The organism is Nostoc sp., from assembly GCF_036917555.1.
Taxonomy (GTDB): Bacteria; Cyanobacteriota; Cyanobacteriia; order Cyanobacteriales; family Nostocaceae; genus Nostoc.
In genome coordinates this window covers 24,176-39,481 of record NZ_JBALDD010000005.1, presented here as the reverse complement: position 1 = coordinate 39,481, position 15,306 = coordinate 24,176, and the positions used below count along the sequence as shown (strand labels likewise).

Sequence of the window (15,306 nt, the reverse complement as noted above, 5' to 3'; positions counted from 1 at the left end):
TATAAGGTTATTTCACAACTTTCAAAGTTTTGAGGCTAATGTCATTACAACCACTGATAAATCCACCCATAGCCTGGATTTGTTGTAGGTACTCAAGGACAGATTTGGTAATGACTTCTCCTGGCATTAACACAGGAATTCCTGGGGGATAGGGACAGACGATTTCAGCACAGATGCGTTTATTGGTTTGTGTCAAAGGTAGTATTTCACTGACAGCAAAAAAAGCTTCACGGGGAGAAAGTTGTAAAGCATAATCTAGTGTTCTGTCTAAATTTAGCCAAACCTGGTTTTTAACAGTCAAGTTGCTTCGGCGATATTCTTTGGCGAGGGTGGTAAAACCTTGCACTAATTGTTCAATATCGGCTGGGGTGTTGCCCAAACTAATGATAAAAGTGAGATGTTGTAGTGAGGCGAATTCAGCAGTAACACCTAATTTTTCATCAAGAATCTCATCTACCTCAAATCCGGTTAAACCTAAACCAGAAACAGTGACAGTTAGTCGCGTCTTGTCTAAAGCTACAAAGCCGAGGCATTCCTCCAACTGAGGCATTACCAAAACTGATAATCCAGGAATTTGACTGATTCTGGTTTTAGCTTCATCAGCAAGTTGCAAAGTGCGAGACATCAGCATTTTTCCGTGGAGTGCCATTTGCTGACGCGCTGCATCTAAAGAAGCTAAAAGTAAATAACTAGGACTGGTAGATTGTAGGAGTTGCAAAGCTTTACTGATGCGATCGCAATCAATCCTATTACCTTGGATGTGCAGCATCGATGCCTGTGTCATCGCACCAAGTACTTTGTGGATAGATTGTACAGTTAAATCTGCACCTGCGGCTAAAGCTGGAGTGGGTAATTCGGGATGAAAGGCAAAGTGTGCGCCGTGTGCCTCGTCTACGAGTAGAGGGATATTGTATTGATGTGTGATGTTGGCGATCGCACTTAAATCTCCACAAACACCGTAATATGTGGGGTAAACTGTCAACACTGCTTTGGCATCTGGATGCTGTATGAGTGCAGATTGTACAGTATTGGGGGTGATGCTATGGGCAATATCTAAAACTGGATCGTATTCAGGATTGAGAAAAATTGGTATTGCGCCAGAGAGAATTAAACCTGCGATCGCAGAAGAATGCACATTGCGAGGCAGAATGATTTTATCCCCCATGCCACAGGTAGCGAGAATTGCCGCTTCAATACCACAGGTAGAACCATTGACAAGGAACCATGTTTGCGAAGCGTCAAAAGCTGCTGCTGCTAGTTGTTGTGCTTCTTGAATAACGCCTTGGGGTGCAAAGAGATTATCTAAATCTGTTAATTCAGTTAAATCAGCGCGAAAGACGGCTTTGCCAAGTAAGTCAGCCAAAGGTTGAGAAATTCCCTCACCTAGTTTATGTCCTGGGGTATAAAAAGGCGCATGAGGTCTTGCTGCATTAGCTTTTAAGGCATCTAAAAGAGGTGTTTGGTTTTGATTGAGCATTTTTGAAAAAACGAACTGTTAATGATAGAATCCTAAGTCTGTTAGGGCATATTCATAGATAATGAAATTCCCAACGGCGAGCAAGCAGAGATTTCTGTACAAAAGCTCATAGGTTATTGTCTAAACCCAGAACATCCGAGTGGGAAACATAAAGCTAGAGTTTTCGCATCAATTCTAGGAATCACGCTATAAAACCCCGATGTTTTGCGTGAATTGATTCAAACAGCAGCAGTTGCAGGTGAAGTTGTTCAGCAAAGTACTACACAATTTGGTCAATAATTTAAAAGGATGTTTGAAAAGTTGTATTGTCGGTATAAAAAGTTCTATATCCCCCTAAGTCCCCCTTTATAAGGGGGACTTAGATTCCGGTTCCCACCTTTTTAAGGGGGGATCTAAAAGTGCCTAAAATCACAGTGAAATACTTTTCAAACAACCTCTAAGGTAGATTGGATAGTATCTGATACAGACGGAATCAGGCTGCGGACAATCTGAGAAACTACCGCTAATAACCCCTATCGACGTTTGATTACTGCATTTTTGAAGTTAAATGAACAAAATTAAACTTTTGGATACTATTGCTACACTTAAGCCGACTCCCATTGAGAGATTACAACTAGTGGAAGAAGATTATACTTCTATCAAAAGCTTACCCAGTGCACAAGTTGGAACAATTATAGAAGTGTATGAGCAAAAAAAATATCATTATTTAGTCGAGTTTGCTGATACTCAAGGCTGTGAATATGCAATGACGACTTTGAGTTCAGACGAAATTTTAGTTTTACATTATGATTTGGCAATTGCCTAAATTTTTACTTTATGGTCTGTATCTGAATTGAGGTGCGATCGCTTATAAATTATTTCTCATACACAGCATAGAGTAATAATTACGAATTACGTTAGCGTAGCAGTAGCGAGTATTCGAGCGTCATTACGAATTATTTACATGAGGCCTTATCATCAAATCCCAATTTTCGAGTCTGGTGAACCCCTTATAGCGATTCCTTTAGAATTATTTGCGGTGGAATCTCCTCATCCTTATGAAAAATTAGGTGCGCCTTATGGCGATCGCTCCCCTTATTATCTCCGTCAAAGCGTTATTGAAAATTTGATCCAAGCGCAAAATTATCTTCAACTGTTGTATCCAAACTGGTGTATCCAAATTTTTGACGCTTATCGCCCAGTAGCAGTCCAGCAGTTTATGGTAGATTACAGCTTCGCCCAAGCAGTGCAGCACAGGGGACTAACTGATATAGAGTTATCACCAAACCAACGCCAAGAAATTTGGGAAGCGGTTTATGCAATTTGGGCTGCACCTAGTTTGGATGAAAAAACTCCGCCTCCTCACAGCACAGGTGGGGCGGTGGATGTGACGCTGGTAGATGATGCAGGGCAAATAGTAAATATGGGTTCGCCAATTGATGAAATGTCAGAGCGATCGCACCCAGATTATTATGCTAATAGCGATCGCCCAGAAGCCCAAAAGTATCATGCTCACCGTCAGCGATTGCAAGATGTAATGTTAAAAGCCGGCTTTCAACGCAATCCTAGAGAGTGGTGGCATTTTTCTGTCGGCGATCAAATGTGGGCTTGGCTGAATAATCAATCTAATCCAGCCAATCCTGTCACCGCACGTTATGGGCGTCTTCCATAGATGCGTTATGCATCTTGAGGATTTAACTCTCTTAACTCGTCAGTAGTATAAGTACCAATGGGAGTCCAAACTAGATAGGGAAGGAGTAACAGCGCCGCCATTAGAGAAATCGGGAAAACGCAGATTGCCAGGACAACGGCTAAAATCAAACCGATTAGCCCAAGAATTTCTCCGGTTTTGAGACTGCGAAATCTCAACATTAGAGGTATGTAGGCGACGGTGATAATTTCTACCACGAGATACAAAGCCATTAATAGCCAAGTAATTAGGCTTCCGGGGTTTTTTTGCCAGACAATAGTAGCTGAAGCTGTACCACTGATAAAAATTACAGTCCAGATGACCGGAATCAACGGCTCAAAAACTAGCCAGCGAGGGCGACTTAATCGTGCAAACCATTTAACATCACGTGGCGTAATCAAGAAACTACCAAGGGCGATGAAGAAAGTTACAGCCCCAATTATTATCCAAGATGGAATCATAATGCACTCAAGTTTTGTGTATTTTGTCAAGTCATACACTGCAAGTGTGACAATTTAGACTATATGTTTAATCATTCCCTGGTGCGATTCTTAGGCATCTTGAGGATTGAGACGGATCATCTGCCAAGTGGTATAAGTACCAATGGGACTCCAGAGCAAATAAGGAACTAGTAATAGTGCTGCCCAACCAGAAAAACCTAAGACTGCGAGTATCAATAAAGCACTAATAATCAAACCTGTGCCACCGAGAATTGTGCCCACTTTCAGACTGCGAAGCTTAAACATTACAGGTGTATAGGCAATGGTAACAATTTCTAATAGCAGATATAAACCCATGATTAACCAGGTTGAAGTGCTTCCAGGGTCTTTTTCCCAGACAATATAAGCTGACCAAGCACCACAAATAAATATTACAGTCCAAATAATCGGAATTGCACCCTCAAAAGTTAGCCATCTCGGTCGTTGTAAACGCTTGAACCATTGGCGATCGCTTGGTGTAATCACGTTTGCTGCTAAAGCAACCAAGAAAGCCACACCCCCAATCACCATCCAAGATTTAATCATGCCCGTTAGTCCTTTACAAGCGCTATCTATCGCTTAATATCACTCTTTATAGTGTGATTTTGTCAATTTAATTGCTAATTACTCATCATCCCTGAGTTTGAAACCTTCACATCGTTTGGCAGGATTTTTAATTATGGGCATTGGGCATTGCTACCGCTTTAGAGGCGATCGCCGCTAGTTTGCGTCCCGAGTGGAGTTTGCCTCAGACTTTACAAACATCACAGCCAGCAGTTAAGTCAAAAATGTAAATTCCTTAAATAAAATTTATGTAACCAAAAGCATAAAAATATAATTGTTTGCTGATGCAGCTGCTCGACCTGCTGCTGGTGGGAAAATGTTACTAGTTTGTTATAGTAATTTGAGGTCATTGGTGAGGCGATCGCGCCCAAAATCAAGATGTTGAGTTGTGAAGGTACTTTGCAATGAATCATCAAAAACAACTAACTGTAATGCTTGTTCCGTTCTACTTAGGGGAGCAGCGAAATTCAGCAGGTTGGACAATTCAAGAGATATGGAGTTGGAATTTTGAAGAATTAGAGTGCGCCCATGATTACATTCAGTGGTTGTTCCCTTTGGCTGAGCGAAGTGCATTCAATCCTGATGCACCCACTGTTAATAAGGAAGTAATTCAAGCATTTCAAAACAACCCACGCCTACGTCAAAATTTGCTGCGTTCCTTCACAGTCATACTTCATTTTTATGGGTTGCAACGCCACGAAAGTAATGACAGAAGAATAGTTATCAGTCAGTCAGAAGACTATCCCAATCGTAAACGCGAATGGGTTTCTATATTTGACCACAATTATCTTCGTATCACCCGTATCTTAAAGTGCTTAATGACATTTGGATTGGAGAATGAAGCCCAAGCATTTTATGAATGCTTGCGGCAAATCTACCATGAGAATAGTGAGGAGATTGGAGGTGAAACATTTCAGTATTGGACAATTGCAGTCAAACCTAATGCGACAATGTAACAATATTGCTGATGCCGATGAGATTGAGATGCTTTGCTGAGACTCAGAGTCTGATGTAGTTTGAGGCTATCTAACAGGGCGCATCTTGGCTGCAAGTCCTAAATCAGCTAGCCACACTTCATCAGGTTTCGGGTTCATCAATCAAATCCAATACTTCTTGTTCAACCACTCTAGAACGAAGAATATCTAGAGCATCCTGGTCTGCTAATTCAATAATCTCTGCAAGGCATTGTCAGACTTGTTGAGCAATGTCAGGTTGCCATTGGCGTAGTTTTGTTTCGAGTTCTTGGACTAAAGCATCCATTTCCAGTTTCCATAACAAGATGTCGTATTTGCTTCTATGTTAAGGTATCTGCCAGCAAGCTAGCGTTGGTCATGATCCAGTTTTGTCAGGTAGCGATCGCGCTCTGCAAATGGACAAGAGTTTCACGATTCTCCTAACAACAGGCCAAAACTTACGATATCAGCAAAACTTGCAACAGGCTGGAGTTGCGGTCGTTGTTCTGGTGGCGTCTAGTAATCGTCTGCCTGATTTACTTCCATTGATACCCAGTGTTCACAGTGTCTTAGCAACGATCGCTCTGGGTGTGATTGTTGAAATCGGAGATTTTTGACGCGTTGGCGCAGCCCGTCGTAGGCATCGCTTTATGCAACAACTCTATTCTTTTTGATGATGAAACCGAATTCCTAAAAAGATGTCATAAACAAACTCAAAAAAGTCCTTTTTCTGCAACAATCCGGAAGTTTGATAACATCCTTTTTTATCTAACAGGGGCTTCATGACATAATACGCAGGTTGATAATTATACCAAGGAATTGAAGGCCACAAATGGTGAATTAAGTGGTAATTCTGTCCCATAATTAGAATATTGAGAACTGGGTTAGGATAGACGCGAGCATTTTTCCAGCGATCACGCTCGGCAAAAGGACGATGGGGCAAATAGTCGAAAAATAATCCTAGTGCTATCCCGACCACAAAAGCCGGTATAAACCAAAAATTGAGAATGTAACCCAAAAAGTGGTATTGCACTGAGATATAAACAATTACACCGACAATTAAGCGGCTGATAACCCATTCTAATAGCTCATATTTACGCCACAGTCGCCGTTGAAAGAAAAACACCTCGTGGTACAAGAACCGGACTGCAATCAGCCACAGCGGCCCACCCGTAGAGACATAATGATCTGGGTCGTCTTTAGGATGATTAACATGTCCATGATGCTGTAAATGCACCCGCGTAAATACAGGAAAAGCAAAAGCTAGCATCAATGCACTGCCATGACCTAACATCGCATTCATTATCCGGTTGCGATGGGCAGATTGATGACAGGCATCATGAATTACCGTTCCAGCACAATGTAAGGCAATAGTATTGACGCAAAAGCATAGCCAGTGCGGCCATTCCCAAAGCCAGTAACCAAAGTTGGATAACACCAGCATGGCTACAGCTACAGAAAACAGCAGCAACGTCGGATTGAAATCACCGGGAGGCGCTAAAAATTCCTTAGGTGGGATTGTCAGTGGCTTTTGTGCCTCCGATGCGATCATCTTTAAGATTGACTCCTTCTTAAGCAGACATTACGAATATACGATAAATATTAGTGAATAATAAAGTTTTGCAAAGTTTTGTATGGCAAGATTTATCCACAGCTTTGCATATCAGCAGATGAATAACGCTATGATTCCAGACGAAGCCTAGCCTTTACTGATAAGTGGGGTATGACAATCGGCAAGAAGTTAATGTAATAAACTCCTTCGTTGGGAGGATGGATACAAGATTGATGTACTATATCTAGTCTATCCCACAGCCCCACTCTCCCATGAACCCTCTCTAACTGCTTATATCTGATTGATATAGCAGTGACTGAAAAGGAGATGCCACTTAAGTTACGATGACTTCCCAGATAGCTCCCTAACTTCAGCCCCTATGCAATTACGAGATTCTCTGCGCCGGACAAAAATTGTCGCTACTATTGGCCCCGCCACTAGCAGTCCTGAAATGCTCAAGGCGATTATTGAAGCGGGAGCCACGACACTGCGGCTAAACTTCTCCCACGGAACTCATGCCGACCATCAGCGTAGTATTCGCTTAATTCGGCAAACCGCTTTTGAATTAAATCAGCCAGTAGCTATTCTCCAAGACTTGCAGGGCCCAAAAATTCGCTTGGGGAAGTTTGACAATGGGTCTATAGTTTTGGCAAAAGGCGATCGCTTCACCTTGACAAATCGTCCAGTGGTAGGTGCTCAAGAAATTAGCTGCGTCACCTACGATTATTTAGCCGAAGAAGTCCCAGTTGGGGCAAAAATCCTCCTCGATGATGGACGAGTAGAAATGCTGGTAGAGGAGATTAACCGGGACAAAGGTGATTTGCATTGTCGGATCACCGTGCCTGGTAAACTTTCTAACAATAAAGGCGTAAACTTTCCTGGCGTTTACCTGTCAATTAAGGCAATGACCGACAAAGACCGAGAGGATTTAATGTTTGGTCTGGATCAAGGTGTTGATTGGGTGGCACTTTCCTTTGTCCGCAATCCCCAGGACATGATCGAAATTAAAGAACTAATTTCTAGTACAGGCAAGCAAGTGCCAGTGGTTGCCAAAATTGAAAAGCACGAAGCCATTGAACAAATGGAAGCGATTCTGGCTTTGTGTGATGGCGTGATGGTTGCCAGAGGCGACTTAGGGGTGGAATTGCCAGCCGAAGATGTTCCAGTACTCCAAAAACGGCTAATTGCGACAGCAAATCGCTTGGGAATTCCGATCATCACCGCTACTCAAATGTTAGATAGTATGGTGAGCAATCCCCGTCCCACTCGTGCTGAAGTATCGGATGTGGCAAACGCGATTTTAGATGGCACCGATGCGGTGATGCTCTCCAATGAAACCGCTGTGGGTAGCTTCCCTGTAGAAGCAGTGGCGACGATGGCGCGAATTGCCGAACGTATGGAGCAGGAAGAAGCCCAACACTTAAACTTACGTTCTTTGAGAGATGCCCGCCGATCCATTCCCAATGCGATTAGTCAAGCTGTTGGTCAAATTGCTGAACAACTAGGTGCAGCGGCAATTATGACCCTAACGCAAACGGGGGCAACAGCTCGCAATGTCTCTAAGTTTCGTCCCCATACACCAATTTTGGCAGTGACACCCCATGTAAATGTAGCGCGGCAGCTACAGATGGTGTGGGGAGTCAAACCGCTGTTGGTGCTAGGATTACCTTCCACTGGTCAGACATTTCAAGCTGCGATTAATGTGGCTCAGGAACTTCAGTTACTATCTCAGGGGGATTTAGTAGTGATGACGGCTGGTACACTCCAGGGGATTTCTGGCTCTACAGATTTGATTAAGGTAGAGGTGGTAACGGCAGTACTAGGTCACGGAATTGGACTGGGACAAGGTTCAGTAAGTGGTCGCGCACGGGTAGCTAGTACTGGTATGGATGTGAGTAACTTTAATCCCGGAGATATATTAGTTGCACCCCGCACTAGTGCCGATTTTGTTGAGGCAATTCGGAAATCTGCCGGGATTATTACTGAAGAAGAAAGTCTCACAAGTCACGCAGCAGTAATTGGCTTGCGTCTCGGTGTACCAGTGATTGTTGGTGTGAAGCAGGCAACGCAGGTGATTCGAGATGGGGCGATTATAACGCTGGATCTACAACGGGGTTTAATTTACTCTGGGGCGGTGAGAACGACTTAAGGGTGGGGATTGGGGACTGGGGACTGGGGAGCAGAGGAAAGAAAGAAGCAATGCCCCATGCCCCATGCCCCTTTATCAAACAGTTGCGATCGCAGCCCCAAGCCATCCAGCAAAGTTTTGCTGCTGTTTGGAGTTAGGATGCTCAACAGGCTTTACTTGATATTTAGTTGGATGTGGTGATGCCAGGGTGATGGAATAAGTACGGAGTTCGTCTTGGTGGAAAACTGTGACTTGGATGGTATCGTTTGGTTGGTAATCTTTCAGGCGATCGCTTAAGCTACCCGGCGTTACCTTAATCCCATCAATTGCTAACAACTCATCACTTGCATCAATTCCCCCTACTTGTGCAGGTGAACCAGTCTCCACAAACTTAACCATCTCCCGCCCATTTTCTGTATTAATTCTCACGCCCAGGTAAGGTTCTTCCTGCTGTTCGGCTATTAACTGCAAGCCAAAGGGTTCTAAATACTGATTGAAAGGCAAATCATCAGTACTATCAATGTAGCGTTTAAAGAAATCAGTCAAATCGATTTCGGCAACAGATTCGATAGCTTCTTGCAACTGTTGTGGGGTATAGCCGATTTCATCTTGCCCAAATTGCTGCCACATTTTCAACATCACGTCATCAAGGGAGCGCTGATTGTTGTGAGTAGAGCGAATCAGCAAATCCAAAAGCAACGATACCATTTCTCCTTTTAAATAGTAAGAAATTTGGGAATTACCGCTATTGGCATCTGGGCGATAGAGCTTTATCCAGGCATCAAAACTCGACTCGGAAACGGGTTGTACCTTGCGCCCCGGCGTCATTTCATATCTGGTAATTTCCTTACCTAAGTTATTTAAATACGACTGAACATCAAAAATTCCCGCCCGCAAAGGAATTAACAAGTCATAGTAACTAGTAGTACCTTCACAAAACCATAATGATGGTGTGTAATTTTCTTGGTCGTAATCAAAAACCTCTAATGCTTTTGGGCGAATTCGCTTGACATTCCACAAGTGAAAAAATTCGTGTGCAACTAATTGCAGAAAGCGATCGTATTTTTCCTGAGCGCGAAATCCAAAACGCTGGTAAATTAAAGAGCAAGAGTCTTTATGCTCCAAACCGCCAAAAGCTTGGCTAAATAAATGTAGTAGAAACACATATCGTTTATATGGCAAACCGCCGAACATCTGCGCTTCTACTTGAATAATTTTTTGGATATCAGCAATCATCTGCTGAACTTGGTAATTACCTTGTCCCCAGATTGCCAATTCATGGGGTTTTCCTAATACCTCAAATTTATACAATTGGTGGGAACCAATCTCAAAGGGACTATCCACTAAAGTATCAAAATCGCTAGCTAAGAAAGTATTCGTTTCTTCACCAACGGGTGGTAGGGCAGTAGTTACCTGCCATTCCGCCTGTGGTGGTACGATAGTGACGCGAATGGGTTGCTTATCCCAGCCAGGTATTCTAAAAAATACTGCTGCACCGTTAAAATAACCGTGGGTGCAATCTAAGTGATTTGTTCGTACCGATAGCTCATTCGCAAAAATGCGGTAACGTACAGTTAATTCTGAAACATTTATTTTGTCTATCTGCCAATGATTTTTACCAAGCTTACGCCAAGTTAAAGGCTTATTCTCTGCAAAAGCCTCAAAATCCTGTAAATTCTTCGCGTATTCCCGGACTAAATAGGAACCTGGTGTCCACACTGGCAATTTTAAATCGAGAATTGGTGAGGAATAATTGACAAGGCGTAAAGTCACCTCAAACAGATGGGTTTCTGGTTGGGACATTGCCACCAGGTAATGAATCGTTGGCCCAGTTTCCTCGACGTAGGTATTAGGACGAATTGCTGTTGCTTCAGTCATCTTGTTTGCTGAGGTAATTGTTAATGGGCTTTGCTCTCAAATAAAGATTACACTTTATTTCTTTTCCATAACTAAAAGTTATAGGGCTTTCTTTAATACATAAATACTAGACAAAATTTGGGTATTTCAACCATATTTAGCCATCTGCGATGTCTACGGTGGTGACAGACTTGTACTGAGCGCAGTCGAAGTAGCTTGTCGTACCACTTGCCTACAGCACGCTGCGCGAACGTGGAAGCAAGCTAGCAAGAGCGTCTCCAAGAGTTGTGCGGGGTACGCCAACGCACCAAAAATTCGCACTAGTGAGGCCAAGTTAGAAGTAAGGGGAATGGCGCAGATTCTCTGATTGGAAAACCCCATTTTGAAAATCTAGTTTTCAGGTAGAGCCTAAAAATGCTCAAATATAATACCCGTATCCTGGACTTTTCACCAGAAGTTGAGATTCCATCTACTAAGCATTTATCGAAAATCAAAAATCCATGACTGAAAATGAAAAGGATATAGAGCAACGCCATTTATTTCAGGACTTACGCAAGAACTCTCTGAAACTCTTATTCCTTTGCGTCCTTTGCGGTTCGTTTTATCATGATTTTGCGTAAGTCCTATATTTATAGGGATCATTAATTTTAAATTTTAAATTTTGAATTTTGAATTCGGAGCGAAGCGACCTGACACCTTCCGATCTAAAAGCATATTTAGACAACCTGATCCGTAAAAACTTGCAAATTAGTACGATGATTTGGGGGCCTCCTGGCATTGGCAAATCCAGCATCGTCGGACAGATAGCTCAAGAGAATGATATCGACTTTGTGGATGTGCGCCTCAGTCAACTTGCGCCCACCGATTTGCGCGGTTTACCCGTTGCTGAAGATGGTATCTCCAAGTGGTATCCACCAGAATTTCTCCCTCGTGACGGTAAAGGCATCTTGTTTCTAGATGAACTAAATATGGCACCGCCAGCAATGCAGGGAGTTGCTCAACAGTTGATTTTAGCTCGAAAAGTCGGCTCCTACGTTGTACCATCAGGTTGGTTTGTCTGGGCCGCTGGCAACCGCAAAGAAGACCGTGCAGCTGTATTTGATATGCCTACGCCTTTAGCAAACAGGTTTTTACATCTAGAGGCACAACCTGATTTTGATAGCTTCAAAGCTTATGCCTTAGAAACAGGCGTACACGAGCAAATAATAGCCTTTCTTTCCTTTCGTCCTACATTGTTGCACAAAATCGATCCCCAGCAACCCGCTTGGCCGTCACCTCGTTCTTGAGAAATGGCAAGTGCGCTACACCACGCAGAATTAGATATTACTCCGGCGGTGGGGGTGGCTACTGCAACTGAGTTTCAGGCGTTTATTCAGCTTTACAAGACACTACCGAATCTGAGATTGATTTTAGAAGGTAAAGGCGATCGCATTCCTTGGCCTCAAGAACCAAGTGCTAAGTATGCCAGTTTGAAAAATAAGGGACTTCCAAGAAATAAATTATTTAAATAAACGTAGACGCAGAGTGGCTTGCCGTAGGCTATCACAGAGACGCAGAGAACACTGAGAGAAAAGAAATAGAGAGAATTTTTGCCTCAGTTTTGGGATGTTTTTTTTATTTGCAAGTCCCTAAATCTTCTGCTGCGAATATAGGATTAAGAGAGATCCCGCAATGTAGCTTTTGCTGCTGCTCGAACCAACTGATTGCCGTCTTTTGCCAGCTGATTGAGGATTTTTTGAGCAGCTCGTGGATTTTGAGCTACAGCTAACCGTTCCAACCAGTAAATAGAAAGGCTTTTTTCGTGTAGTAATTCCTGAGAAATCTGGGGTTGAAGTAGGGCAATAAAGCGAACCCAAAAAGACTCGGACTTGGCATAGTAATTGATTACCCTAGCCTTGCTATCAGGATGACGAGATAGAAAATCAGGATTCAGTTTCAAGTAATCTGTTGCATATTGTCCGCAAAGAATACGTTCCACCGCTTCTTTTGGTAAACTGGGATTCACCATCGCCTTTTCATGCACTGCACTAGATGATTTCTCAACCGCTAGTTCTTCTAAAGTCTCAGGCGACAGGTTAATTTTTGAAGCGGTATGCATCCGAACTGTGCTATCTTCGTCTCTGGCTAATTTTTCCAAGGCGCTGATTGGTGTATTCGCGTTTTGAGCTACAGCCTGGCGCACCTTAACCTCTGTTGCTTCAGCAAGTTGTGCCAATATATGAGCAGGTAAATCAACGCGGCGAGCTAAAAACAGACGAGTCGCCTCTCCTCCCTCGTGTACTAATCTCTGCAAAATGGTTTCTAGGGGGCTGGTACTTTCTTCATTTAGGATATTTAAGATACTGTTCACCTGGTGGGGGGAGTGATATTGTTCTCTTGACATTTGATAAGCTATTGTATCGCTTAACGATGCGTCTCTAGCAAATAGCTTAAACAGAAGACTTAATGGTGTATTCGGATTTCGGGCAACCTCCTGCCGAACTGTAGAAGAGTCATCATCAGCCAACTGTTCTAAAATATTCACTGGTGCGTTGGGGTTTTTAGCCACCCATTCCCGAACTTGTGAGTTAACGCTTTTGGAGAATTCTAAAAGCAGTTCGGACGGTGTATTTGAGTGTTGGCAGACAGTCTGGGGGTCTTTTTGTGCTAACTTTTCTAACACATGGGGGGGAGTTTTCGGGTTTTTTCTGACTGCTTCAGCAGTATATTCTCCTTGTTGTTCTCGTATTGCTCTAGTAGCAGCCTCAGCAACATTTCTCTCTGTATCGTTTGCTAAATATTGAAGTACAGTTAGGGGCGTGTTGGGATTTTCCGCGACGCTAATACGAACTTTTTTATCTCGATCTTTGCTCAAACTCTCCAAAACATCACTAGGTGTATTTAGATTGCGACCAAGAAAGATTCGAGGTTCTCCTGCTTCCTGTTTGCTTGCCAATTTTCGTAAAGCCTCTGTAGGAGTATTGGGATTTTGGGCTACTCCATCTCGTGTATAACCATCAGTATGGTTGGCTAAATGTTTGAGAATACTAGCAGAGGTAGCAGGAGAATCAGCAATCTTCCTACACAAATAATGTTCATATATTGGCTCCCTTACCCAACATTCAACAATAAATTCTGGGATAAAGCAAATTTGAGCGGGGACAACAAGATCGTAAGCAAAAACATTGCGATCGCAAGAGATGGCTCCTTGAATTACCTCTTTAACTTTTTGCTCGTATCCCTCTGTTAATTCTCCAGCCAAATTGATGTGTAAACGAGCAGATTCCACAATAAGAGAATCATTGATTTGATTGAGCCGATTGAAAACTACTTTTTGATTTTGGGGGTTTTCGGCTAGCGCTAGTAGTTGTACTTCGTAATCTGACTTATCTGCTAATTTTTCTAGAATAGACACAGGAACATTTTCCTGTCTAAGAATACTTCGCAAAGTATTTAAGGGAATTTCTGCAACTAAATTGAGATTTTCCAAAAGCAGTAATGGAAACACTGGATTATCTAGCAATTCGGACGGAAATTCTGCTCCCAAACGCAACAGGACATCAGCAGGAGTATTAGGATTACCTGTAACGGACTGACGGGTTTTTTGGTCAGTAGATAATGCCAGTTCCCGCAACAGTTCAGGGTCAGTACTAGGTTCTGCTGCTGCTAATTGTGCCTGTGTGATGTTTTTTGTCAGGGGTGGAGTGGTGTCATCCATTATGGGGTTTCAATTTGTAAAGTATTTACACCTGTAATAAGAAAGTCAACCGAAGCCTATATCGGTTGACCTACTTAATGCCAAAATTTGTATCGTTGAATAAATAAAAAATCACACTTTGCCAGCCAAGTTCATCAACTGTTTGAAGTTCACAAGATAAATGATGTTGTTGGCGCTATCAATTTTTATCCACCCTTTTTCATGCAGTTTTTCCATTATTTTGGTGGTTTCTTCAACACCGATTTCTGTCACCTCTGCTAAATCTTTAAAGGGAATATTAAAAATTTCTCTTCCTAAGTCTGATTCCTGACCATAACTTTCACCCAAAGTCACTAGGGTATGAGCGAGTTTGACCGCTGGTGGTGAAGACCGCATTTGTAAGCGCAGGTTAATTTGTCGCAATCGCCGTACCATCAGTTGCAACATTCGGTGATGTAACTGTGGGTCTTTAAACAATATTTGAATAAACCGCTCTCTGGAGATACTAAGCAACTTCACCGGTGAAAGGGCAATGACATCAGTTGAGCGTGGAGATTCATCCAAAATTGCCATTTCTCCAAAAAAATCGCCACGCCCAAAAATTGCCAGAGCGACTGAATCTTCCCCGACGGTACGCCGGACTTTGACCCAACCAGAAACCACAAAGTAAACTGCGTTACCCCAGGCATCTTCCATCACAACGGCTCGCCCAGATGGGTATTCATGTTCAATTGCAACGTTGAGTAGCCATTCCAATGTCTGTGGATTGGCTGTACTCATTAAGGGGAAAAGTTCACTAAAAACCTCAGTTAGCATGAAATATTTGCAACAATAGGATTTAAGAGCAGGAAACTAACTTTGCTACTATTAAGTTTTTTTAAACCGTAATCTTACTCAGAATACGATCGCAAAATTTGTATTTATTTAGAGATGAATCTCTAAGCTTTATCA

General features: G+C 42.7%; 15 protein-coding genes and 1 pseudogene. 8 read left to right on the top strand and 8 right to left on the bottom strand.

Annotated features, from left to right (window positions below):
• Positions 1-7: 7 nt before the first annotated feature.
• Positions 8-1,477: an aminotransferase class I/II-fold pyridoxal phosphate-dependent enzyme gene (locus tag V7K60_RS01290; protein ID WP_334922317.1), complete on the bottom strand. Its 1,470-nt coding sequence runs from the start codon at positions 1,475-1,477 to the stop codon at positions 8-10.
• 48 nt (positions 1,478-1,525) lie between these two features.
• On the opposite strand from V7K60_RS01290, the gene V7K60_RS35000 reads away from it, so the two are divergent.
• The 3 genes from V7K60_RS35000 (at position 1,526) to V7K60_RS01280 (ending at position 3,128) form a co-directional block, all read left to right on the top strand.
• On the top strand, positions 1,526-1,669 hold the full coding sequence (locus V7K60_RS35000; protein WP_442944323.1) for a DUF6883 domain-containing protein: 144 nt from the start codon (positions 1,526-1,528) through the stop codon (positions 1,667-1,669).
• 355 nt (positions 1,670-2,024) lie between these two features.
• On the top strand, positions 2,025-2,282 hold the full coding sequence (locus V7K60_RS01285) for a DUF4926 domain-containing protein (RefSeq protein ID WP_334922315.1): 258 nt from the start codon (positions 2,025-2,027) through the stop codon (positions 2,280-2,282).
• A 138-nt stretch (positions 2,283-2,420) separates the two neighbouring features.
• Complete coding sequence (locus tag V7K60_RS01280) at positions 2,421-3,128, top strand: M15 family metallopeptidase (protein WP_334922313.1); 708 nt, start codon at positions 2,421-2,423, stop codon at positions 3,126-3,128.
• A 5-nt stretch (positions 3,129-3,133) separates the two neighbouring features.
• On the opposite strand, the gene V7K60_RS01275 is transcribed toward V7K60_RS01280, so the two are convergent.
• Positions 3,134-3,607: a TspO/MBR family protein gene (locus tag V7K60_RS01275; protein WP_334922312.1), complete on the bottom strand. Its 474-nt coding sequence runs from the start codon at positions 3,605-3,607 to the stop codon at positions 3,134-3,136.
• Positions 3,608-3,697: 90 nt separating this feature from the next.
• Positions 3,698-4,171 carry a TspO/MBR family protein gene (locus V7K60_RS01270; RefSeq protein WP_322638266.1) on the bottom strand — a complete coding sequence of 158 codons (474 nt, stop codon included), beginning with the start codon at positions 4,169-4,171 and terminating at the stop codon, positions 3,698-3,700.
• Positions 4,172-4,593: 422 nt separating this feature from the next.
• On the opposite strand from V7K60_RS01270, the gene V7K60_RS01265 reads away from it, so the two are divergent.
• Positions 4,594-5,145 carry an opioid growth factor receptor-related protein gene (locus V7K60_RS01265; RefSeq protein ID WP_334922310.1) on the top strand — a complete coding sequence of 184 codons (552 nt, stop codon included), beginning with the start codon at positions 4,594-4,596 and terminating at the stop codon, positions 5,143-5,145.
• A 121-nt stretch (positions 5,146-5,266) separates the two neighbouring features.
• Here V7K60_RS01265 and V7K60_RS01260 read toward each other — a convergent pair.
• Positions 5,267-5,449, bottom strand: a pseudogene (locus V7K60_RS01260) (hypothetical protein).
• A 109-nt stretch (positions 5,450-5,558) separates the two neighbouring features.
• Here V7K60_RS01260 and V7K60_RS01255 point away from each other — a divergent pair.
• Positions 5,559-5,759, top strand: a complete 201-nt coding sequence (locus V7K60_RS01255; protein ID WP_334922308.1) for a hypothetical protein — start codon at positions 5,559-5,561, stop codon at positions 5,757-5,759.
• Between the two features lie 44 nt (positions 5,760-5,803).
• Here V7K60_RS01255 and crtR read toward each other — a convergent pair whose 3' ends face one another.
• Entirely contained in the window at positions 5,804-6,694 is an 891-nt protein-coding gene (gene crtR / locus V7K60_RS01250; RefSeq protein ID WP_334922306.1) for a beta-carotene hydroxylase, read from the bottom strand.
• Positions 6,695-7,073: 379 nt separating this feature from the next.
• Here crtR and pyk point away from each other — a divergent pair, with 379 nt between their 5' ends.
• On the top strand, positions 7,074-8,843 hold the full coding sequence (pyk, locus tag V7K60_RS01245; RefSeq protein ID WP_334922304.1) for a pyruvate kinase: 1,770 nt from the start codon (positions 7,074-7,076) through the stop codon (positions 8,841-8,843).
• Positions 8,844-8,918: 75 nt separating this feature from the next.
• On the opposite strand, the gene V7K60_RS01240 is transcribed toward pyk, so the two are convergent.
• The gene (locus tag V7K60_RS01240; protein ID WP_334922302.1) at positions 8,919-10,700 is read right to left on the bottom strand and encodes a M61 family metallopeptidase; all 1,782 of its coding nucleotides are present in this window, start codon (positions 10,698-10,700) and stop codon (positions 8,919-8,921) included.
• Positions 10,701-11,347: 647 nt separating this feature from the next.
• Between V7K60_RS01240 and V7K60_RS01235 the strand changes: the two genes are divergently transcribed.
• Positions 11,348-11,965 carry an ATP-binding protein gene (locus tag V7K60_RS01235; RefSeq protein ID WP_334922300.1) on the top strand — a complete coding sequence of 206 codons (618 nt, stop codon included), beginning with the start codon at positions 11,348-11,350 and terminating at the stop codon, positions 11,963-11,965.
• 3 nt (positions 11,966-11,968) lie between these two features.
• Positions 11,969-12,190, top strand: coding sequence for a hypothetical protein (locus V7K60_RS01230; protein WP_334922298.1), 222 nt, complete (start codon positions 11,969-11,971; stop codon positions 12,188-12,190).
• Between the two features lie 143 nt (positions 12,191-12,333).
• Here the strand turns inward: V7K60_RS01230 and V7K60_RS01225 are convergent, their stop codons facing one another.
• Together V7K60_RS01225 and V7K60_RS01220 are read right to left on the bottom strand one after the other, a co-directional pair.
• Positions 12,334-14,376 (bottom strand): hypothetical protein, encoded by a 2,043-nt coding sequence (locus V7K60_RS01225; RefSeq protein WP_334922297.1) that lies wholly within the window; start codon positions 14,374-14,376, stop codon positions 12,334-12,336.
• A 111-nt stretch (positions 14,377-14,487) separates the two neighbouring features.
• Complete coding sequence (locus tag V7K60_RS01220; protein WP_334822408.1) at positions 14,488-15,171, bottom strand: Crp/Fnr family transcriptional regulator; 684 nt, start codon at positions 15,169-15,171, stop codon at positions 14,488-14,490.
• Positions 15,172-15,306: the final 135 nt, after the last annotated feature.